At 72.1% G+C, this 21,188-nt stretch carries 17 protein-coding genes; 12 read left to right on the top strand and 5 right to left on the bottom strand.

From position 1 onward, the window contains the following. Window positions 1-4 precede the first annotated feature (4 nt). Complete coding sequence (locus ACXAHD_RS11305) at window positions 5-1,441, bottom strand: TldD/PmbA family protein (protein WP_281567452.1); 1,437 nt, start codon at window positions 1,439-1,441, stop codon at window positions 5-7. A 59-nt stretch (window positions 1,442-1,500) separates the two neighbouring features. Beyond that, window positions 1,501-3,705, bottom strand: coding sequence for a S9 family peptidase (locus tag ACXAHD_RS11310; RefSeq protein WP_289212231.1), 2,205 nt, complete (start codon window positions 3,703-3,705; stop codon window positions 1,501-1,503). Window positions 3,706-3,783: 78 nt separating this feature from the next. Between ACXAHD_RS11310 and mshB the strand changes: the two genes are divergently transcribed. The 3 genes from mshB (at window position 3,784) to ACXAHD_RS11325 (ending at window position 5,730) form a co-directional block, all read left to right on the top strand. After that, window positions 3,784-4,677, top strand: a complete 894-nt coding sequence (gene mshB, locus ACXAHD_RS11315) for an N-acetyl-1-D-myo-inositol-2-amino-2-deoxy-alpha-D-glucopyranoside deacetylase (protein WP_281553371.1) — start codon at window positions 3,784-3,786, stop codon at window positions 4,675-4,677. Then, the gene (locus ACXAHD_RS11320; RefSeq protein WP_281553372.1) at window positions 4,674-5,150 is read left to right on the top strand and encodes a hypothetical protein; all 477 of its coding nucleotides are present in this window, start codon (window positions 4,674-4,676) and stop codon (window positions 5,148-5,150) included. The genes mshB and ACXAHD_RS11320 overlap by 4 nt, the downstream gene beginning before the upstream one ends. A 115-nt stretch (window positions 5,151-5,265) precedes the next feature. After that, the gene (locus tag ACXAHD_RS11325) at window positions 5,266-5,730 is read left to right on the top strand and encodes a hypothetical protein (protein ID WP_281553373.1); all 465 of its coding nucleotides are present in this window, start codon (window positions 5,266-5,268) and stop codon (window positions 5,728-5,730) included. Here the strand turns inward: ACXAHD_RS11325 and ACXAHD_RS11330 are convergent. After that, window positions 5,699-6,724 carry a GNAT family N-acetyltransferase gene (locus tag ACXAHD_RS11330; protein ID WP_281553374.1) on the bottom strand — a complete coding sequence of 342 codons (1,026 nt, stop codon included), beginning with the start codon at window positions 6,722-6,724 and terminating at the stop codon, window positions 5,699-5,701. The genes ACXAHD_RS11325 and ACXAHD_RS11330 overlap by 32 nt on opposite strands. Before the next feature lie 80 nt (window positions 6,725-6,804). On the opposite strand from ACXAHD_RS11330, the gene fdxA reads away from it, so the two are divergent. From fdxA to ACXAHD_RS11355, 5 genes are all read left to right on the top strand, one after another. Beyond that, window positions 6,805-7,131 (top strand): ferredoxin, encoded by a 327-nt coding sequence (gene fdxA, locus ACXAHD_RS11335; RefSeq protein ID WP_281553375.1) that lies wholly within the window; start codon window positions 6,805-6,807, stop codon window positions 7,129-7,131. 17 nt (window positions 7,132-7,148) lie between these two features. Next, the gene (gene dapC / locus ACXAHD_RS11340; protein WP_475050277.1) at window positions 7,149-8,273 is read left to right on the top strand and encodes a succinyldiaminopimelate transaminase; all 1,125 of its coding nucleotides are present in this window, start codon (window positions 7,149-7,151) and stop codon (window positions 8,271-8,273) included. A 9-nt stretch (window positions 8,274-8,282) separates the two neighbouring features. After that, window positions 8,283-8,945, top strand: coding sequence for an SIMPL domain-containing protein (locus ACXAHD_RS11345; protein ID WP_289212232.1), 663 nt, complete (start codon window positions 8,283-8,285; stop codon window positions 8,943-8,945). 192 nt (window positions 8,946-9,137) lie between these two features. After that, the gene (locus ACXAHD_RS11350; RefSeq protein ID WP_475050281.1) at window positions 9,138-12,260 is read left to right on the top strand and encodes a putative bifunctional diguanylate cyclase/phosphodiesterase; all 3,123 of its coding nucleotides are present in this window, start codon (window positions 9,138-9,140) and stop codon (window positions 12,258-12,260) included. A gap of 155 nt (window positions 12,261-12,415) precedes the next feature. Further along, window positions 12,416-15,826 carry a S8 family serine peptidase gene (locus ACXAHD_RS11355; RefSeq protein ID WP_281553378.1) on the top strand — a complete coding sequence of 1,137 codons (3,411 nt, stop codon included), beginning with the start codon at window positions 12,416-12,418 and terminating at the stop codon, window positions 15,824-15,826. Between the two features lie 100 nt (window positions 15,827-15,926). On the opposite strand, the gene dapD is transcribed toward ACXAHD_RS11355, so the two are convergent. Beyond that, window positions 15,927-16,883 carry a 2,3,4,5-tetrahydropyridine-2,6-dicarboxylate N-succinyltransferase gene (gene dapD / locus ACXAHD_RS11360; RefSeq protein WP_281553379.1) on the bottom strand — a complete coding sequence of 319 codons (957 nt, stop codon included), beginning with the start codon at window positions 16,881-16,883 and terminating at the stop codon, window positions 15,927-15,929. A gap of 108 nt (window positions 16,884-16,991) precedes the next feature. Here dapD and dapE point away from each other — a divergent pair, with 108 nt between their 5' ends. Further along, a complete protein-coding gene (gene dapE, locus ACXAHD_RS11365) occupies window positions 16,992-18,065 on the top strand; it encodes a succinyl-diaminopimelate desuccinylase (RefSeq protein WP_281553380.1) in 1,074 nt (357 codons plus the stop codon). A gap of 7 nt (window positions 18,066-18,072) precedes the next feature. Here the strand turns inward: dapE and ACXAHD_RS11370 are convergent, their stop codons facing one another. Next, window positions 18,073-18,225 (bottom strand): hypothetical protein, encoded by a 153-nt coding sequence (locus tag ACXAHD_RS11370; protein WP_281553381.1) that lies wholly within the window; start codon window positions 18,223-18,225, stop codon window positions 18,073-18,075. A gap of 234 nt (window positions 18,226-18,459) precedes the next feature. Between ACXAHD_RS11370 and ACXAHD_RS11375 the strand changes: the two genes are divergently transcribed. From ACXAHD_RS11375 to ACXAHD_RS11385, 3 genes are all read left to right on the top strand, one after another. After that, window positions 18,460-19,371, top strand: coding sequence for an LOG family protein (locus tag ACXAHD_RS11375; RefSeq protein WP_289212233.1), 912 nt, complete (start codon window positions 18,460-18,462; stop codon window positions 19,369-19,371). A gap of 14 nt (window positions 19,372-19,385) precedes the next feature. Then, window positions 19,386-19,931 carry an LOG family protein gene (locus ACXAHD_RS11380; RefSeq protein WP_281553383.1) on the top strand — a complete coding sequence of 182 codons (546 nt, stop codon included), beginning with the start codon at window positions 19,386-19,388 and terminating at the stop codon, window positions 19,929-19,931. A 91-nt stretch (window positions 19,932-20,022) separates the two neighbouring features. Next, on the top strand, window positions 20,023-21,188 hold a 1,166-nt coding region (locus tag ACXAHD_RS11385), incomplete at its 3' end, for a UvrD-helicase domain-containing protein (RefSeq protein ID WP_475050291.1).

A 21,188-nucleotide genomic window follows, 5' to 3' on the forward strand; every position in this document is an offset into this window, starting at 1 on the left:
AGACTCACCCGCGTACCCCCACCCGGACGTTGGTGAACCGGGCCGGCGCCGCCGGATGCCCGGTGTGCCCGACCTGACCGGGCTGGCCCTTGCCGCAGTTCGGCGTCCCCCAGGCGACGCTCTCCGACGACAACATGTCCATCGACCGCCAGAACACCGGGCCGATTCCGGTGTACGTCGGGTTGCGCAGCATCCGCCCCAACTTGCCGTTGCGGATCTCCCAGCCGATCTCACAGCCGAACTGGAAGTTGAGCCGCTTGTCGTCGATCGACCAGGACCGGTTGATGTCCATCAGCACCCCGTGGTCGGTCGCCGCGATCATCTCGTCCAACGTGTGCGGCCCCGGCTCCAGCCCGACGTTGGTCATCCGGACCATCGGCAGCCGCGACCAGCCGTCCGCCCGTACGCTGCCGCCGTGGTCCAGGCCGGCGACGGCGGCCGAGTCCCGCCCGGCCAGTACGCCGACCCACCGGCCCTGCCGGACCGCGTCCCGCTTGACCGCCGGGCTGCCCTCGTCGTCGAACCCGAAACTGCCCAACGCGCCCGGGATGGTCGGGTCGATCGTCACGTTCATCAGCTCGGATCCGTACCGCAGGCTGCCGAGTTGGGCCAGGTCCAGCCAGGACGTGCCGGCGAAGGCGGCCTCCCAGCCGAGGATCCGGTCCAGTTCGATGGCGTGCCCGACCGACTCGTGGATCTGCAACGCCATCTGCTCCCCACCGAGGATCAGTGTGGTCTCCCCGGCCGGGCAGGCCGGCGCGGTGAGCAGCGCCCGTGCCTCCTCGGCGATCCGCGCGGCGTGCGCCGGCAGGTCCAGGTCGTTGACCAGCTCCCAGCCGCTGGTGCCGTACTGGCCGCGGTGGCTCGGATAGGAACGGCGCTGGGTCTCCCCGTCACCGATCACCGTCGCGGACAGCCCCGCACCGCACTCGCGGATCCGCTGGTCGATCCGGTGCCCCTCGCTGGAGACGAACCACTTTTCGGTGTCCCAGATCTGGTACAGCCCTTCGGCCAGGTCGGCGCCGTGGTCGAGCATCGTGCGGGTCGCCGACACCAGCAGATCGCCCTTGTCCGGCAGCGGCACCGACAACGGGTCGACCCGGCACGGGCTGGCCCAGCTCGCGGTGCCGGCCCCGGCCGGCACCAGGTCGATCGGCGGCCCTGGCACCTGGGCGCTGGCCGCGGCGATCTTCGCCGCCCGACCACCGGCGGCCCGCGCCGCCGCCGGCGACGGATCCGGTACGGCGTAGAAGCCCCAACTGGAACCGACCAGTGCGCGGACGCCGAGACCGGCGTCGCTGTGCTGAACCAGCGCCTCGATCTCACCGTTGCGTGCGGTCATTGACTCATAACGGCGGTGCATCACCCGCGCGTCGGCGTACCGGGCGCCGGCGTCGAGTGCCGCCTGCACGGCGGCCGTCGCCACCTCGAACTGGGTCACCCTGTGACCTTATGCGACATCGGCTCGGCCGGGCGATCCCGACGCCCGCCGGCGGCCGCTCAGCCGAGCGGTCCCAACGCTTGCCGGACGAAGGCGAGTTCGGCGCGCAGCACGGTGGCCGCGTCCGGGTCGGTGCCGGCGGCCAACGGCAGCACCGCGTGCGGTCGGCCGGCGGCCAGCAACGCGGCGGACAACCGTAGGGTGTGCGCCACCGGCACGGCGCCGTCGGCCAGCCCGTGCACCAGCAGCAGCGGGCGGAGCTCGTCGCTGCCGGTCACCGGTTCGGCGGCGATCTCCACCAGGCTGTGGTGCGGATAGATCTCGCCGCCCTCCTCGGGCAGGCCGAGGAACCGTTCGGCGTACCCGCTGCGCAGCAACGCCCAGTCGGTGACCGGGTCGCGCGCCACGGCGGCCCGGAACACGTCCGGACGGCGCAGCGCGGCCAGCCCGGCCAGCCAGCCGCCGAACCCGGTGCCCCGCACCGCCACCCGGCCCAGGTCGAGGTCGGGATGTTTCTCCGCGATCGCGGTCAGCGCGTCTACCTGGTCGGCGAGCAGCACGTCGGCCAGCCGCCGGTGCACCACCTTCTCGAAACTCGGCGCGATGCCCGGCGTACCCCGGTTGTCGACGGTGACCACGGCGAAGCCGGCGTCGGCCCACCATTGCCGGGCCAGCCAGCCTGCCCGCTCGGCTCGGACCTGCTGGTGGCCAGGTCCGCCGTGCACCTGCAGCAGCACCGGCAGCCGCCGGCCGGCGACATGCGACTGCGGGTACAGCACACCGGACGGCAGCCGGCGGTCGGTTACCCGTTGCAGCGTGGGCCGGGGAGTCACCGCCGGGGTGGCCGCCAGGCTCCGCAGCACGCCGAGTTCGGCGTCGTCCCGGTAGATCGTCCAACGCACCCCGGGCTGGTCCAGGGTGGCCGAACCGACGGCCAGTACGGCACCGCCGACCGCGGCGACATGCCAGCCGGGACTGCTGGTGAGCCGGACCGCGTCCAGGCCACCCGAGGAGGCCGCGGTGCGGACCCGGTAGAGGTGCTGTTCGCTGGGTTCCCCGTCACTCGCCTCGATCAGCAGGTCCGGGCTGGTGTGCCGGCCGGGCAGCCGGCCGACCACCCGGCGTACGTACAGCGCCGCCGGGGTGAGCAGGGTGCCGTCGGCGAACAGGCAGCGGGCGTCGTACCCGTCGTGGGCGAGTTCCCCGCCGACCAGCACCCGGCCGTCGGACAGGTGGCAGGGAGTGCCGGGGATCGGCTCCACCCACCGGGGGTCGGCCAGCTCGGCGTGTACCTGGGTCTCGCCGGTGCGTGGGTCGATGGACAGCACCAGACCGTGCTGCTGCAACCGGCGCAGCACGGTGATCAGTGGGCCGCCGTCGGACCAGTCGACCGACACCAGGTACGGGTAGGTTTCCCGGTCCCAGTGCACGTCGACCCAGCCGCCGTCGAGGTCGAGCAGGTGCAGGGTCACCTCGGCGTTCGGACCACCGCACATCGGGTACGGCCGGCTGCGGGCCCGCCGCTGGGGCCGCGCCGGATCGGCGTACTGCCAGCGGGGCAGCCGGGACCGGTCGGACCGGGCGGCGAGGATGCTCTGGCCGTCGGGTGACCACCAGTAGCCGCGGTCCCGGCCGAAGTCGGCCGCAGCCGGGTCGGGCAGCGCCCAGGTGATGTCGCCGTCCTCGCCGGCGAGCAGCACGTCACGGCCGTCCGGGTGGACGATCCGGAGCTTGCCGGCACCGTCGCGGTCCGGGCCGCCGCCCGGCCCGTTGCCGCTGAGTCCGTCATGGGTCGATCCGTCGCGGCCGGATCCGCCGGTCGCGCCGGCCGGCCCGACCGGGTCCGCGTCGCTGTCCGACACGTACGCGATCCGGCTGCCGGTCGGATCCGGCCGGGCATCGGTGACCGAGCCGACCACCAGTACCTCGATCACGTCGCCGGTCACCAGGTCGGCCCGGAACAGTCGGCCGGCCAGGACGAAGACGGCGACCCGGGCGGCCGGGTCGGTGGCGTACCGGGTGATCCCGACGCCGGCGGTGTTCCCGGTGCCGGCGGCGTGTTCGGTGCCGAGCAGGATTGTCGGGTCGGCGATCCGGCGGTGCTCGCCGCTGTCGACCTCGAACGACCAGAGACCGGCGGCCGGGTCGTGCGGGCCGGTGGAGCGCAGGAACACCACGCGGGCGCCGTCGGCGCCCACGGTCACCACGTGCGGGGCGCCCCGGACGGGTCCACGGGTACGGGCGGCAGGCTCCGGAGATTCCACTCTCGGATCGTAGAACCGGCTGATCAGCGATGAGACCGGTAATCCACTCCGGTGCCCATCCGGCGTAAAGTTGCCGGAGTGACCGACCCCGCCGCCGCGCGACGGCTTCTCCTGGTTCATGCCCATCCGGACGACGAGACGATCGGCACCGGTGCCCTGATGGCCCGGTACGCCGCCGCCGGGGTGCAGGTCACCCTGGTCACCTGCACTCTCGGCGAGGAAGGCGAGATCCACCTGCCGCGCCTCGCCGGACTGGCCCCTGATCAGGCCGACCAGCTCGGCGGGTACCGGATCGCCGAGCTCGACGCCGCCTGTGCGGCGCTCGGAGTGACCGACCACCGGTTCCTCGGCGGTGCCGGCCGGTACCGGGACTCCGGGATGATGGGCCTGCCGACCAACGACCACCGGCGGGCGTTCTGGCAGGCCGATCTGGACGAGGCCGCCGGGTTGCTGCTCGAGGTGCTGCGGGAGACTCGGCCGCAGGTGGTGGTCACCTACGACGACAACGGCTTCTACGGTCACCCCGACCACATTCAGGCCCACCGGGTGACGATGCGCGCCGCCGAGCTGGCCGCCGCCGAGGGTGTCGCCCCTGACAAGATCTACTTCACCGCGATGCCGAAGAGCGTGCTCGCCGCCGGCATCGACGCGTTCCGGGGCGCGTCGAACAACCCGTTCGCCGGCGTCGAACACGTCGACGAACTGCCGTTCGGCACCCCCGATCCGCAGATCACGGCGCGGATCGACGGCACCGCCCACTACCAGGCGAAGCAGGCCGCCATGCGGGCGCACGCCAGCCAGATCCCGGACGACTCGTGGCTGTACGCGCTCGCCGGCAACGTGGGCGGCGAGTTCATGGGCTACGAGTACTTCGTCCTCGGCGCCGGCCGGCAGGGTCCGGGCGACGGCCCGTGCGGCTGGGAGACCGACCTGTTCGCCGGGCTGCCGGCCGCCGAGGTGCCGCTGCCGTGACCTCGCCCGGTGTCTCCGGCCAGGTGTCGGCGGTAGAGCCGACGCCGCCGGTGGCGTCGGCTCCGGCCCCTACCGGCCTGCGTGAGCTGGTGGATGTGGGGCTGCGGACGGTCGGCGGGGTGGTCGCGGTGGTCGCGGCGCTGCTGTCCGCGGTTCTGGAGCTGCTGCTGGCCACGGTACGGGTCGGCGGGCACCTGGTCGGAGTGTCGGTGCTGCTGGCGATCGCCGGCAACGTGCTGGTGAGCTGGTTCGCGATCCGCGCGGTGGGTGCCCGGTGGGCGATGACGTTGCCGGCGGCGGCCTGGTTCGCGGTGATGGTGCTGGCCGCTGGCGGCACCACCGAGGGAGACATTCTGCTGGCCGGCGACAACTGGGTGGGCTTCGCGGTGATCTTCACCGGGGCGATCGCCTTCGCCGTACTCGCGTTCCGGATGATCCTGGCCCAGCCGGCCCGCCGCAGCGACGGAGGCTGACGCGACCGGGTGTCGGCTCCTACAATCCTCGGTACGAAAATTGTGGTCCGGAGGACACACCCGCGCGGTCCGGCGTGCCGTGGACGCGGTGCGGGTCTGGGTGCGGGAGGTAAAGATGAGGCAGCGCTGGCTGCCGGTCGGCGTACTCGCCGGGGTGCTGTTCGCGGTCAATGTGGTGGCCCGGCTGGTGGTCCGCTTCGGGTTCGACACCGACGCGCAGACGCAGGACCGGCTCTCGTTCGTGATGTTCGTGGTGATCGGCGTCGTGCTCGGCACGGTGGCCTTCGTCTGGGGGCGGGACCGGCCGGTCGAGCGGTGGAGCGGTGACGTCGCGGCAGCGATTCTGGCGGCGCTGGTGCTGACCGTCTTCGTCGGGCCGTTCGTCAGCGGCGACCATCCGTTCTCGGCCGGGGCGGGCGCGTTCTTCTCCCAGGTGTGGCTGTACGGCGGCTTCTCCATCGGTGGGGTGCTGCTCGGTTATCTGGTGCTGATCACACTGGGCTGGGACCACCGGTCCAAGTCGCTGGAACGGTACGCCGAGACCAAGCTCAACAAGCCCCGTCGGGTGGTCCGTCGCTGACCGCCGGCTGCCACGGCAGATACACGTGGTGGGTGGTGAAGCCGAGCCGGGCGTACAGGGCGGTCGCCGGGTTGTGCTGTTCGACCTGGAGAAACGCGGCCGGCACGGCCAGTTCGTCGACGGCCCACCGGCCGACGGCCCGCAGCACCCGGGTGGCGTGCCCGCGCCGCCGGGCCGCCGGCTGCACCTCCAGCAGCGCGATCTGACACCACCGGTGGTCGGCGTCGACAGCGCCCCGGGCGATGGCGACGAGCCGGCCGTCGACGTACAGGTGGGCGAAGCGCACCTGCGGTGCGTCGGTGAGCAGCCGGTGGGCGGCGGCCGGCAGCGGGTCACCGGCCGATTTGCGGGCCGAGACCAGGGCGAGCCACTCCGGCGACGGCGCGCGGTCCAGCCGTACCGTCGCCGCGTCGCCGGGTGGATCGTCGGCACCGTCGGCCAGCAGGTCGGCCAGCAGCACGGTCTGCACCAGCACCAGCGGTCCGCTGCGCCAACCCCGACCGGCGAGTTCGCTGGCGACCTCGGCGGCGGCCGGCAACGGCACGTTGACCTGTGCCGGCAGGCCACGCTCGGCGTACCAGGCGGTGACCGCGTCCACCGCCGCCGGCAGGGGGCTGCCGGGGTCGCCGAGCGGCAGCGCGGAGTTCGCCCGGCCGGTCCAGCCGTCGGCGGCGCGCAGCAGCCAGTCGCCGAGCCGCTGCTGTACCGGCGCCGCCCAGGTCTGGTTCGCGGCCCGTTCCAGCTCGGCGACGGCAGCGGATTCGCGGTCCGCCGCCCGACGGGCCGCCGGACTGGCGGTCGGCGGCACCAGCTTGCTGCGGTGCACGTCGGCGAGTGCGACCCGGCGCGGCCCGTTGCGGGTCAGCACCGTGAGTTCGGTCTCGGTCAGCTCGGCCAGCAGGCCGAGTAGGTCGGTATAGAGCGGACGATCTCCGCCAACACCTATAATTTTTCGGACTACCACGCGGTGTCCCACATCTTGTGGCCGGAGCACGATCGACCCCCTCCCCGGCGAGATACTAGGCTCGTCAGTGCCGCGGGCGATCGCGGCATGTCGTGCGGGAAGGAAGGCCAGTGACCTACATCATCGCCGAGCCGTGCGTCGATGTGCTCGATAAGGCGTGCATCGAGGAATGCCCGGTCGACTGCATCTACGAGGGCAACCGGATGCTGTACATCCACCCCGATGAGTGCGTCGATTGTGGTGCCTGTGAGCCGGTCTGCCCGGTGGAGGCGATCTTCTACGAGGACGACGTGCCGGAGCAGTGGAAGGAGTACACCACCGCGAACTACGAGTTCTTCGAAGATCTCGGCTCGCCGGGCGGTGCTTCCAAGGTCGGCAAGATCGAGAAGGACACCCCGTTCGTCGCGGCCCAGCCGGCGCGCGGGGACGAGCACTGACCGGGGCGCGGGCGGGCTTGGCCACTGGGCGGTCCGCGCCGACCGGCGGCGGGTCACCGGCCGCCGGTCTGCCGGATTTTCCGTGGGATCGGCTGGTGCCGGTCAAGGAGCGTGCCGCCCGGCACCCCGACGGCATCGTGGACCTTTCGGTCGGTACACCGGTTGATCCGGTGCCGGCCGTGGTCCAGCAGGCGCTGGCCGCCACCACGGACACCCCGGGTTATCCGATGACGGCCGGTACCCCGCGACTGCGCGAGGCCATCCGGGACTGGTTCGTACGCGAGTGCGGCGCCGTCGGCGACCGGATCGGCGTGCTCCCGACGGTCGGTTCGAAGGAACTGGTCGCCTGGCTGCCCACCCTGCTCGGGGTCGGCCCCGGTGACGTGGTGGTGGTGCCGTCCGTCTGCTACCCGACCTACGAGGTGGGCGCCCGGCTCGCCGGGGCCGAGGTGGTACGGACCGACTCGCTGACCGCACTCGGACCATCCAGTCGGGCCCGGCTGGTCTGGGTCAACTCGCCGGGCAACCCGACCGGCCAGGTGCTGCCGAGCGGGCATCTGCGCAAGGTCGTCGACTGGGCGCGTGAACGCGGGGCGGTGGTGGCCAGCGACGAGTGCTACCAGGCCCTCGGCTTCGAGGCGCAGCCGGTCTCGGTGCTCAGCGACGACGTCTGCGGCGGTGATCCGACCGGCCTGCTCGCCGTGCACTCGTTGTCCAAACGGAGCAACCTGGCCGGCTACCGGGCCGGGTTCGTCGCCGGTGATCCGCGGCTCGTCGGTGACCTGCTCGCGGTGCGCAAACACGCCGGCATGATCGTGCCGGCTCCGGTACAGGCGGCGATGGTTGCCGCGCTCCTCGACGACCAGCATGTCGCCGACCAGCGTCGGCGGTACGCGGCCCGCCGGGACCGGCTCCGGGCGGCACTCACCACGGCCGGGTTCACCATCTCCCACTCGACCGCCGGTCTCTACCTGTGGGCCAGCCGGGACGAGGACAGCTGGTCGACCGCCGACTGGTTCGCCACCCGCGGCATCCTGGTCGCGCCGGGTGCCTTCTACGGCCCGGGTGGGCAGCGCCATGTACGGGTGGCATTGACCGCCACCGACGAGCGGGTGGCGGCGGCGGTCGCCCGGCTCGACTAGGCTGGCCGGATGGATGCTCCGGTGGTGGCGGTGCGCGGAGAGGTGACCCGGGAGGTCCCCCCCGAGTTGGCCCGGTTCGGGGTGACCGCCGTCGCCCGGGGCAAGGACCGCTCCGGCACCCTGGCCCGGCTCGCCGAGCGGGGCGACACGGTCCGCACCCTGATCGACGGGTACGGGCCGGCGATCGAGCGCCGGGAGTCCGGCGCGCTGCTGGTGCGGCCCGAGTGGCGACGCTCCGGGGAACGGGTGATCGCCTACCACGCCAGCGTCACCACCACCGTCACGGTCGTTGACTTCACTGTGCTCGGTGAGCTGATGATGCGGCTGGCCGGCCAGGACCAGGTCCAGGTCAGCGGGCCGTGGTGGTCGCTGCGGCCGACCAGTCCCGAGCTGGGCCAGGCCCGCCGGGCGGCGATCGCCGAGGCGATCACCCGGGCGCGCGACTACGCCGACGCGCTCGGCGCGGAGGTGACCGGCCTGGTGGAACTGGCCGACCACGGGATGTCCGGGCCGCAGCCGGTGATGTTGCGTGGCGCCCCCCGAGCGTTCGCCGCGACCGAGATGGCGGATCCCGCGCCACAGCTCGACCTCGACCCGCAGGTGCAGACGGTGCAGGCGGTCGTGGAGGCCCGATTCACCATCTCTGCTCCGGCGGTACTGCGTCCATCGTGACAGGTGAACTGCCCCATCCGGATCGACGTCTCATCGTTGCCGACCATTGCCCGGCAGAAGTATGGCCAACGCGTTGTCGGACTGGTAAACCGAGCGGTGGATGTTTTGCCCGGCGGTGAATGGATCGTCCGGGCGTCGACGGGTCAGTTGTAGGCGTTGCCACGTGTCGACGTCCGGCCTGAGGGGAGGCCCGTGTCGGTCCGGAAGCTCACCAGTGGATACGCCACGGTGATGATCCTGCTGTCCGCCGGGATCCTTCTTGCCCCCGGTTGGCATCCGGTGCTGTGGCCGGCGCTCGGGCTCACGAGCGCTGGTGGAATCGTCTTCGGTATCCGCCGCTACCGGCCGAAACGGGCTGCGGCGTGGTGGAGTCTCGCTGCCGCGTTGGTGATGCTCGCTGCCGGCGACACCACGTACGCGATTTCTCCCGGCACAATCGTCAGTGAACTGTGCTATCTGACGGTATTCGTCCTCACCGCCGTCGGTCTGTTCATGTTGACCCAGGGCAGCCGGATGCTCGGCGACCGGTCACGTCTGCTCGACGTCCTCACGTTTGTCTGCACCGCCGTACTGCTCGCCTGGATCTTCATCATCGGTCCGTACATCACCGCTCCCGGGCTGGAGCCGGTCGAACGGTCGATGCTCGCCGCGTACGCCCTCGGGGACCTGTTGATTCTGGCCGTGATGATTCGTCTCCTGGCCACGAATTCCCGGACCCCGGCCCTGGTGCTGCTGCTCGTCGGCGCTGCCGGCATGCTCGTCGGTGACATCCTCTACGGACTGACGACGCTCGGCGAGCAGTGGCAGCCGGGCGGGCCGATCGAACTCGGCTGGCTGCTGACGTACCTCACCTGGGGAGCGGCCGGGCTGCATCCGTCGATGGCGCAGCTGTCCGAGCCGGTCGAGATCGAGCAGGGCAGGATCAGCCGGCCGTGGGCGGTGCTGTTGATCCTGGCCACCATGATCTCCCCGTCGATCCTGCTGGTCGAGGCGATGACCGGGCGGATCCGTGACGGGGCGATGCTGGCAATCACCTCGGCGGTGGTCTTCGCGCTGGTGCTCAGCAGGTTCGGCGACGTGCTCGCCGCGCACCGTCAGACGGTCCGCCGGGAGCAGGGGCTGCGGGACGCGTGCGCCGCCTTGGTCTCGGCGGCCGACGCCGCGCAGGTGGATCACGCGGTACGGTCCGGGCTGGCCCGGATCGTACCGGAGGGTGTCGATCACCGTCTGGTGCTGGTACTCAACCGCACCGGAGGTGTGCCGGCGCTGGCCAGCAGCGTCTGGGGACCGTCGGTGCCGGCGACGGCGACCGGCACGTTGCTGCCGTCGACCGCAGCGGTACGGCGTACCCGGCTGCTGCGTCGGCCGGCTCTGACGCCGATGCTGGCCCACCAGCTCGGGTCCTTTCCGTTCGCGCTGCTCTGCCCGTTGGTGCTGCCGGAGCAGCGGCCGCCCGGTCCGGTGCCGGCACGGCCGCGGCCCGACGCGCTCGGCCCGCGGGCCGGGGTGCTGGTGGGCTCGGCCGAGACCAGCGTCCTCAACGCGTTGCGCGACGCCATCGAGGTGCTGGCCAGTCACGCCACGATGGCATTGGAACGGATCCGGCTGGGTGACGAGATCAACCGGCGGGACGCGGAGGTGTACTTCCGCGCCCTGGTGCAGAACAGCGTGGACATCATCCTGATCGTCGACGACGGCGACGCGGTCCGGTACGCCAGCCCGGCGGTGCAGACGGTGCTCGGTCGGCCGGCACCGGACGGCGGGCAGCTGACCGACCTGGTCGATCCGCCGGACCACGGGCGGGTGCTCGAAGGGCTGGCCCTGGTCCGCTCCTCCGGCGAGCCGCACGACTGGCCGGACTGGCGGCTGCGGCACGCCGACGGGAGCACCGTGCAGGTCGAGGTGAGCTGCCGTGACCTGCGGTCGGACCGGGCGGTACGCGGTCTTGTGCTCACCCTGCGGGATGTCACCGAGCGACGTCGGCTGGAGCAGGAGTTGACGCACCGGGCGTTCCACGACTCGTTGACCGGGCTGGCGAACCGGGTGCTGTTCCACGACCGGGTGCAGCAGGCGGTGGCCCGCGCCCAGCGCAGCGGACTCGCGGTCGGCGTCCTGTTCATCGATCTTGACGATTTCAAGGTCGTCAACGACACGATGGGCCATCAGGCCGGCGACGAGCTGCTGGTCGCCGTGGCGAACCGGTTGGCGGCCACGCTGGGGTCGGCCGATGCGGCCGCCCGGCTCGGCGGCGACGAGTTCGCCGCGCTGGTCGATGACGCGACTGACCCGGCCGAGGTGGAGCAGGCGGCGCAGCGGGTGGTCGCCGCCTTCGCCGAGCCGTTCCGGCTCGCCGGGCGGATGGTCGGTGGCGCGGTCAGCGTCGGGGTCGCGACCACCTCGGACGCCGGGGGCACCGACGAGTTGCTGCGGCACGCGGATCTCGCCCTCTACGTCGCCAAGGGTGCGGGCAAGGGCCGCTGGCGGCGGTACCAGCCGGCATTGCACGTGAGCCTGATCCGGCGGATGGAGCTGCGCACCGCGTTGGAGCGGTCGGCGCCGGAGTCCGACTTCGCCGTCGTGTACCAGCCGATCATCGAGCTGGCCAGCGGCAACGCCGTCGGGCTGGAGGCGTTGCTGCGGTGGCGGCACCCGAGCCTGGGACTGCTGCGGCCGGACCAGTTCATCGACGTGGCCGAGGAGACCGGGCTGATCGAGCCGATCGGCGACTGGGTGCTGGGCCGGGCGCTCGCCGCTGTCAGCCAGTGGCGGGCCGCTCTGCCGGTGGGTGAGGCCCCGTACGTCAGCATCAACGTCTCCGCGCGGCAGTTCCGGGTCGCCGGCTTCACCGGCAAGGTCCGTCGCGAGTTGATCGCCGCCGGGTTGCCGGCGAACTCGGTGATGCTGGAGTTGACCGAGAGTCTGCTGCTGCAGAACGACGACCAGGTCTGGTCGGACCTGGCGCAGCTGCGTGAGCTCGGTGTCCGGTTGGCCATCGACGACTTCGGTACGGGGTTCTCCTCGCTCAGCTACCTGCGTCAGCTGCCCATCGACGTGCTCAAGATCGACCGTTCGTTCACCGCGGAGATGGCCTTCTCGCAACGGCAGCGCTCGTTGGTGGACGGGATCATCCGGTTGGCGCACTCGCTCGGTCTGCAGGTGGTGGCGGAGGGCATCGAGACGGTAGCCGACCGGAACCTCCTCGGAGACCTGGGGTGCGGCTACGGGCAGGGTTATCTATTCTCCCGGCCGCTCGCCGAGGCGGACGCGGTGGCCTGGCTGGCCGGTGGGCGGCCGGTCGGGTTGCCGCAGCCCTAGATGATCTATAAGTAGCCGAACGGCAACCTTGAGTGCAAATCCTGTCCATATTGCCCCGAGTTTCGGGTCGAGTGAGTGCATACCGGGTATGTAATCCTGAGGCTTCGGAATCACGACCCTGACGCCCGCTGCGGCGTCTACCGGGGAGGTTCACGATGTCCAATCCATCCAGGAGACTCCACGCCGCCACGCTCATCGCCGTACTGACCGCGACGCTGATCGGTGTCGGACGGCCCGGACCGGCCGCCGCCCAACCGGCACCGAACCCCGACGACCCGGTCAGTCGGGTCCGTGCCGACCCGGCGACCGCGGTCACCCTGATCACCGGTGACCGGGTCGTCGTCACCCGCGCCGGCACCGCCGTCCAACCCGCCCCGGACCGCAACCACCTGCGGTTCCACACCTACCAGAGCTCCGACGGCCGGTATGTCGTACCGGCCGACGCGCAGCCGCTGATCCGCACCGGCGTGCTGGACCGGCGACTGTTCAACGTCACCGATTTGATCTCGTCCGGCTACCACGACGCCGCCACCGCTCGGCTACCGCTGCTCGTCGAGTACGCCGCCCCGGCCGACGCCGCCCGCCGGGCCGCCGGCGGCCTTGCCGGCGCGCGGATCACACGGGACCTGCCGGCGATCGGCGGTGCCGCGCTGACCGCCGACAAGCACGCGGCAACCGACTTCTGGGCGGCGGTCACCGGCACCGACCCGGCCCCGCCCGGCGAGGCCACCGGCCGCGCCGGGGCCCTGGCCACCGCCTCCGGCCTGGCCCGGGTCTGGCTGGACGGCCGACGGCGACTGCTGCTCGACCGCAGCGTCGGGCAGATCGGTGCGCCGGCCGCCCACGACGCCGGATTCACCGGGGCCGGGGTGACCGTCGCCGTACTGGACAGCGGAGTCGACGCCGACCACCCCGACCTGACCGGCAAGGTGGCCCGGTCGGAGAACTTCACCGACGACCCGGACCCGGCCGACCGGGTCGGGCACGGCACCCACGTCGCCTCGATCATCGCCGGCAGCGGTGCCGCCTCCGGCGGGGCGAACCAGGGAGTGGCCCCCGACGCCACCCTGGTTTCCGGCAAGGTGTGCGAGTCGTCCTGGTGCACCGAGTCGGCGATCCTGGCCGGCATGCAGTGGGCCGCGACCGACCAGCGGGCCACCGTCGTCAACCTCAGCCTCGGTGGCCCGGACACCCCGCAGACCGATCCGCTGGAGAAGGCGGTCGACACGCTCACCGCGCAGACCGGCGCGCTCTTCGTGATCTCAGCCGGCAACTCCGGCGCGGACCGCACCGTCGGCTCGCCGGGCAGCGCCGACGCGGCGCTGACCGTGGGCGCGGTGGACCGCGACGACACGCTCGCCGACTTCTCCAGCCGTGGCCCGCGCACCGGTGACGACGCGGTCAAACCGGACATCACCGCCCCGGGCGTCGGGATCGTCGCGGCCCGCGCCGCCGGCACCACCCTCGCCGATCCGGTCGACGAGCACTACGTCGCCGCCTCCGGCACCTCGATGGCCGCGCCGCACGTGGCCGGAGCCGCCGCGCTGCTCGCCCAGCGCCGGCCGAACTGGACCGCCGTGCGGTTGAAGGCCGGCCTGATGGCGTCGGCCACACCGCGGTCCGGCACCGGCGCCTACCCGCAGGGTGCCGGCCGGGTGGACGTCGTTCGCGCCGTCACCCAGGAGCTGATCAGCCGACCTGCCAGCGTGTCGTTCGGCCGCGCCGACTGGCCGCACCACGACGACCCGGCGATCGTCGAGAAGGTCACCTACCGCAACACCGGCAGCAAGCCGCAGACCCTGACCCTCACCGTCGAAGCCGTCGGTCCGACCGGCCGCAGCGCACCGGCGGGAATGTTCCGGGCCGGCACCACCACGCTGACCGTACCGGCCGGCGGCACCGAAGCAGTGACGCTGACCGCGGACACCAGCGTCGGTGGCCAGAACGGCTACTACTCCGGCCATCTGATTGCCACCGGTGCCGGTCAGCGCGTCGTCACCCCGTTCGGCGTCCACCGGGAAGTGGAAAGCTACGACCTGACCTTCGTCCACGTCAACCAGGCCGGCGTGGCGACCGACGACTACTGGACCGTCGCGGTCGGCCTGGACCAGATGGCGGACGCGATGCCGTGGACCTCGGACGGCTCCGGGCGGGTCACCACCCGGCTGCCCGCCGGCCGGTACGGGCTGTCCAGCGTCATCCAACGCCAGACCGGCGAACAGAAGTACGAGCTCGCCGTTCTGGTCCGGTCGAACCTGCGGCTGGACGCTGACCGCACCGTACTGTTCGACGCCCGTACCGCCCGACCGGTCCGGATGACCGTGCCCGAGCCGACCGCCCGTCCGGCGCTGGTCGACGTCAGCCTCTACTACCGCACCCCGCAGATGGGTGCCGGGATCGGGGTGCTGGCCGACACCTTCGACGGGCTCTCCGCCGCCCACGAGGGCGGTCCGTCGGGCACGGGCGAGTTCAGCGCCAGCATCGCCAGCCAGTGGCTGCGACCGGACGGCGCGGACGGGTTCACCGCCAGCCCGTACTTCTACGGGTTGACTGAGCTCTTCGCCGACCGGCTGCCCACCGGCTTCACCCGGCACTACCGCCCCCGGGAGCTGGCCACCGTCCGGCACCGGTTCCGCGGGGTCAGCCACGGCGACCGCACCGACCGGTTGGTCTTCCCCGGCCACGGCGAGCAGGACATCGGGGGATGGGCGCTGGTGACCCCGGTCGAGCTGCCCAGCGTGCGGGTGGAGCACTACAGCGTGTCGAGCACGTCGACCTGGGAGAGTTCCCTGGAGTTCGGCCGGGCGGTGGACGGTCAGCTCTGGCCGGAGAACACCGCCGTGCTGGTCTCACCACCGAGCCGCCACCAGCCCGGCAAACGCATCCTGGACACCTGGAACCTGGCACCGTACGGGCCGGTGTTCCCGGCCGTCCCGGGCGACGGTGCCTGGGTCAGCCGGCGGGGCAACGTCGTCGACGTCCAGGTGCCGATGTTCGGCGACGCGCAGGGCCACCTCGGCGGGGTGGTGACGGAGACCGCGCGGACCGCGCTGTACCGCAGCGGAAAGCTGATCGGGGATAGCCCGGAGCCGGGCTACGGCCGGTTCCCGGTGCCACGGGCTCAGGCCGACTACCGGCTGGAGGTGTCGGCGACGCACGACGTCGGGGACTTCTCCACGTCGGTCAGCGGGGCGTGGACCTTCCCGTCCGGTCCGGTGACCCGTGACCAGGTGGCGGCGCTGCCGGTGATGGCGGTGCGGTTCACCCCGTCGGTGGACGCCGGCAACACCGCCGTCGCCGGGCGGGCGATGGAGATCCCGTTCACCGTCGCCCACCAGCCGGGTGTGGTCGGGATCGGGATCCGTCGGCCGACGGTCGAGGTGTCCTACGACGGCGGACAGACCTGGCTGCCGGCCGACGTACGGTCCGCAAAGGCCGGCTGGACCGCCACGGTCCACCATCCGGACCGGGACGGTTACGTGTCGCTGCGGGCGTCGGTCACCGACCGGGCCGGCAACACGGCACGGCAGACAATCATCCAGGCGTACCGGATCGCGCGGCGCTGACCCGCGCCGGCCGGTGCCCTGCCCGCCCCGTAGCGGCGGGTGGGGCACCGGCCGACCTCGGCGGAGCCGCCACCGACTCACCGCACCGGCCGGTCCGCGATCAGCTGTTGGCGTGCAGTGCCTCGTTGAGCTGGATGCCGGCACCGGTACGCGGCCGGGCCTCCAGCGCCCCGGTGACTGAGTTGCGCCAGAACAGCAGCCCGTCGACCCCAGACAACTCGCGGGCCTTGACCACCCGGCCGCCCGGCAGGGTCACCTTGGAGCCGGCGGTGATGTAGCAGCCGGCCTCGACCACGCAGTCGTCGCCCAGCGAGATGCCGATGCCGGCGTTCGCGCCGAGCAGGCTGCGCTCGCCGATGCGGACCTTCTCGGTGCCGCCACCGGAGAGGGTGCCCATGATCGACGCGCCGGCCCCGACGTCGGAGCCGTCACCGACCACCACGCCGGCGACGATCCGCCCCTCGACCATCGAGGTGCCGAGGGTGCCGGCGTTGAAGTTGCAGAAGCCTTCGTGCATCACGGTCGTCCCGGACGCCAGGTGGGCGCCGAGCCGTACCCGGTCGGCGTCGGCGATCCGCACCCCGGACGGCACCACGTAGTCGGTCATCCGGGGGAACTTGTCCACCCCGTACACCGCCAGGTGCCGCCCGGCGGCCCGCTCGATCAGCCGCAGCTCGTCGACCCGGTCCGGCGGGCACGGTCCGCCGGAGGTCCAGGCGACGTTGGCCAGCCGGCCGAAGATGCCGTCCAGGTTGAGCTCGTTCGGCCGGACCAGCCGGTGGGACAGCAGATGCAGCCGCAGGTACGCGTCGGCGGCGTCGGCGATCGGGTCGGCCAGTGAACCGATCTCGACGACCACGATCTCGGTACGTAGTCCGGGCAGTGCCCGGGGGCCGACCACCCCGGCGGGCAGTCCGGCCGGTGTGGTGCCCTTCGCGGCCGGCGGACGCTCGCCGAGCCCTAGCTGGCCGACCGGATACCAGGTGTCCAGCACCTGGCCCTGCTCGGTGCAGGTGGCCAGGCCGATGCCCCAGGCGGGCTGCGTCGAAACCGTCACCGAAATGTCGCCTTCCGATCGGAGTACGTGTCACCAGTGGGCCGACGTCCGGGCGATCCGGGTGATCAGCGGACGAGTCGACCCTGCCGAGACGGTACCGTGCCAGCCATGGTGAACCCGCTGACCCCCGAGGTCCTGGCCGATCCGGTGACCCTGACCCGCGCCTTGGTCGACATCGAGTCGGTGTCGCGCAACGAGCAGCGGATCGCCGACTGCGTGGAGCAGGCACTGTCCGTCGTGCCCTGGCTGACTACCGGGCGGTACGGCAACACCGTGATGGCCCGGACCGAGCTGGGGCGTTCCCGGCGGGTGGTGCTCGCCGGGCATCTGGACACGGTGCCGCTGGCGGACAACTTCCCGTCCCGGGAGGCCGATGGCCTGATCTACGGTTGCGGCACCTCGGACATGAAGTCCGGGGTGGCGCACGCGTTGCATCTGGCGGCTACCGTCGCCGAGCCGAGGTACGACGTCACCTATCTGTTCTACGAGGCGGAGGAGATCGACTCACGGTTCAACGGGCTGCGTCTGGTGGCCGAGGCCCACCCGCAGTGGCTGTCGGCCGACTTCGCGGTGCTGCACGAGCCGACCCACGGCGTTGTCGAGGCCGGTTGCCAGGGCACCCTGCGGGCGGTGGTCGGCACCACCGGCCGCCGGGCCCACTCGGCCCGGTCCTGGCGCGGGGTGAACGCCATCCACGCCGCCGGTGAGGTGCTGCGCCGTCTGGGCAACTATTCGGCGCGGACCGTCGTCATCGACGGATGTGAGTACCGGGAAGGGCTGAACGCGGTCCGGATCAGCGGCGGGGTGGCCGGCAACGTGATCCCGGACCGGTGCGACGTCGAGGTCAACTTCCGGTTTGCGCCGGACCGCGACGGGCGGCAGGCGGAGCAGCACGTCCGCGAGGTCCTCGCCGGGTTCGATGTCGAGGTGGTCGACTGCGCCGATGGGGCGCTGCCCGGACTGACGTCGGCTCCGGCGCGGGAGTTCCTCGCCGCGGTCGGCGAGCCGCCGGTCGCGAAGCTGGGCTGGACCGACGTCGCCCGGTTCGCCGCGCTGGGCATCCCGGCGCTCAACTTCGGCCCCGGCGACCCCAACCTGGCGCACGCCCGTGACGAGCGCGTGGAGATCGACAAGATTCAGCAAGGTGCCGAGACACTCCGGCGTTGGCTGACGCCGGAGTGAACCGGGGTCACCGCAGCAGTGCCGGCTCCTGCTCGACGGTGTCGTCCACCGGCTCAGCCGGAAGCGCTCGCCCGCCGGCAACCCGGCGCTCGGCCACCACGACACGGATCCGGCGGTGCATCTGCCGCCGGACCCGGATGAGTTCGCTACGTGTCATCATGACTACTCCTCCCCCCGAAGGTGCCGTGACGGCGTCCTCCCCACCGTCCGGCGCACCCAGTATCTGTTGATGGAGACGTAGCCGCAGCCGATTTGGTTGCACTTGACGCAAGATTGACATCACCTTTCTCATCGTGGGCCGGGTTAGCGTCGCAGTGGGGCGGTTCGGCGTCCGCACTGGACACGCGCGGGCGGCCGCGTCAAGCACGGCACGCCGCCCACTACGGTTGTCCAGATGGACCAGTCGAACAACTATCGCGCGCCAGACGACCAATCCCGACCGGGACCGGACCGGGTTGGCCCGACACCCGACGAACCGGGGTCGGAGCGGCACCGGGGCGCGGTGACCCTGCGCCGGGAAGCGGTCCGCCGCAGCACCGCCGATCAGGGTCTGCTCGATTCACGGGCCCGTGGCGAATGGAAGACCAAGGATTCCTGGCGGGCGCTGCGAATCCTGTCGGAGTTCGTCGAAGGGTTCGACACTCTCGCTGATCTGCCGCCGGCGGTCAGTGTTTTCGGTTCAGCCCGCAGCGCGTCGGGCAGCCCTGAATGCCGGCTCGCCGAAGAACTGGGCCGTGCGCTCGCCGGTGCCGGCTACGCCGTGATCACCGGCGGCGGTCCCGGTGTGATGGAGGCGGCCAACCGGGGTGCCACCGAGGCCGGCGGCGTGTCGGTGGGGCTCGGCATCGAATTGCCGTTCGAGCAGGGCATCAACGAATGGGTGGAGGTCGGCATCAACTTCCGTTACTTCTTCGCCCGCAAGACCATGTTCGTCAAGTACGCCCAGGCGTTCGTGGTGCTGCCCGGCGGGTTCGGCACCATGGACGAGTTGTTCGAGGCGCTCACCCTGGTGCAGACCGGCAAGGTGACCAGGTTCCCGGTGGTGCTGATGGGCACCGGGTACTGGTCCGGACTGGTCGACTGGCTGCGTGACACGATGCAGGCGCAGGGGCGGATCGGCGATGCCGATCTCGACCTGCTCTGCCTGACCGACGACGTCGCCGAGGCGGTACGGCACATCGTCGACGCGGACGCCGCCCTCGCCGCAGAGCAGGAGGCGCTGCGCCAGACGGCGCACGCCCAGATCGCGGCCGAGCGGCAGGCCGACGAACGGGCACCGGCCGGGGACCACCGGCCGGCGGAGTGAGAGGAGCAGCACGGATGGCCGCGATCGGAGTCTTCTGCGCCTCGTCGCGCACCCTTGAGCAGCGGTGGCTCGACCTGGCCGCCGAGACCGGACGGGAGCTGGCCCGGCGTGGGCACACCCTGGTCTCCGGCGGCGGCTGCGTCGGCATGATGGGTGCGCTCGCGGACGGCACCCGGGCCGGCGGCGGCTGGACCCTCGGGGTGATCCCGCAGTCGCTGGTCGACCTGGAAGTGGCCGACACCCGCTCCGACGAACTCGTCGTCACCGACGGGATGGCCAGCCGTAAGACGCTGATGATCGAAAAGTCGGATGCGTTCGTCACCCTGCCCGGCGGCCTCGGCACTTTGGACGAACTGTTCGAGGTGTGGACCACGGCGGTGCTCGGGCTGCACCGCAAACCGGTGGTCCTCGTCGACACCGACGGCTTCTACCAAGGGCTGCTGGACTGGCTGACGGCGCTGGCGGAGACGGCGTTCGTCGGGTGGTCGGCCCGGGAGATGCTGATTGTCGTCGATTCAGTGCCGGCGGCGCTGGACGAGATCGAGGCCCGGCTCGATTGACCGGATCCCTGCAGTCCGGCGTGCCCGCGACCCGGCGTGCCGGCCACCCGGCTGCCGACAGCTGTCCCATCGTCGTGGTGAGATGAGCGGCGTGCAGGCGTACCGGCTGGTCCGCCGGCCGGCGCAGGCCGAGCCGGCGCGCTTCGACGACTCCGCGCAGCAGGCAGTGGTCACGCACACCGACGGACCGCTGCTGGTCGTCGGCGGTCCGGGTACCGGCAAGACCAGCACCCTGGTCGACGCGGTCGCCACCCGGGTCGCCGAGGGGACCGACCCGGAGCGGATCCTGGTGCTCACCTTCAACCGGCGGGCCGCCGTCGCACTGCGCCGACGGATCGAGGCGGCGATCGCCGCCGGCTCCCGGCGGGTGTTGCACGAACCCCTGGTACGAACGTTTCCCGGCTACGCGTTCGGCCTGTTGCGCCGTGCCGCCGCCGAACGGGGTGAGCCGTCGCCGCGGCTGCTCACCGGCCCCGAGCAGGATCTGATCATCCGCGAACTGCTGGACGTGGCCGGCCCGCAGCCAGGGGCCACCGGACTGGACGGCCCGACCGCCGCCACCACCGGCCCGGCCGGCAATCAGATCGGTGACCAGATCGGTGACCCGGTCGGCTGGCCGCCGGAGTTGCGCGCCGCCCTGCCCACCAGGGCGTTCGCCACTCAGCTGCGCGACCTGCTGCAGCGGGCCACCGAACGTGGTGTCGGGCCGGTCGAGCTGGCCCGGCTCGGTGAACGGCTGGGCCGGGCAGACTGGCCGGCGGCGGCCCGCTTCCTGCGCCAGTACGTCGCGGTTCTCGCGCTGCGCGACGTCAGCAACCGGGGTTCGATCGGCTACGACCACGCCGAGCTGGTCCGGGCCGCCACCGGGCTGCTCACCGACGATCCGCCGCTGCTTGAGGCCGAACGGGGCCGGCTGTCCTACATCTACGTCGACGAACTGGCCGACACCGACCCGGCGCAGGTCGAGCTGCTCGGCCTGCTCGCCGGCGGCGGGCGGCCGCTGGTCGTGTTCGCCGACCCGGACTCCTCGACGTACGCGTTCCGGGGCGCCGATCCGGGCATCGTGCCGGCGTTCAGGCACCGGTTCCGGACTGCCTCGGGCGCGCCCGCCCGGCAGATCCTGCTGCCGGTCTGCTACCGCACCGATCCGGAGCTGCTGGTGGCGACCGGTCGGGTGGCCCGGCGGCTGCGTGGCCCGGCCGGCCACCGCGAGCTGCTCCCGGCCCCGGCCGGCGGGCCGGTCGGTCGGTCGCCGGC

The sequence above is a fragment of the Micromonospora sp. ABR4_055 genome (assembly GCF_056160425.1).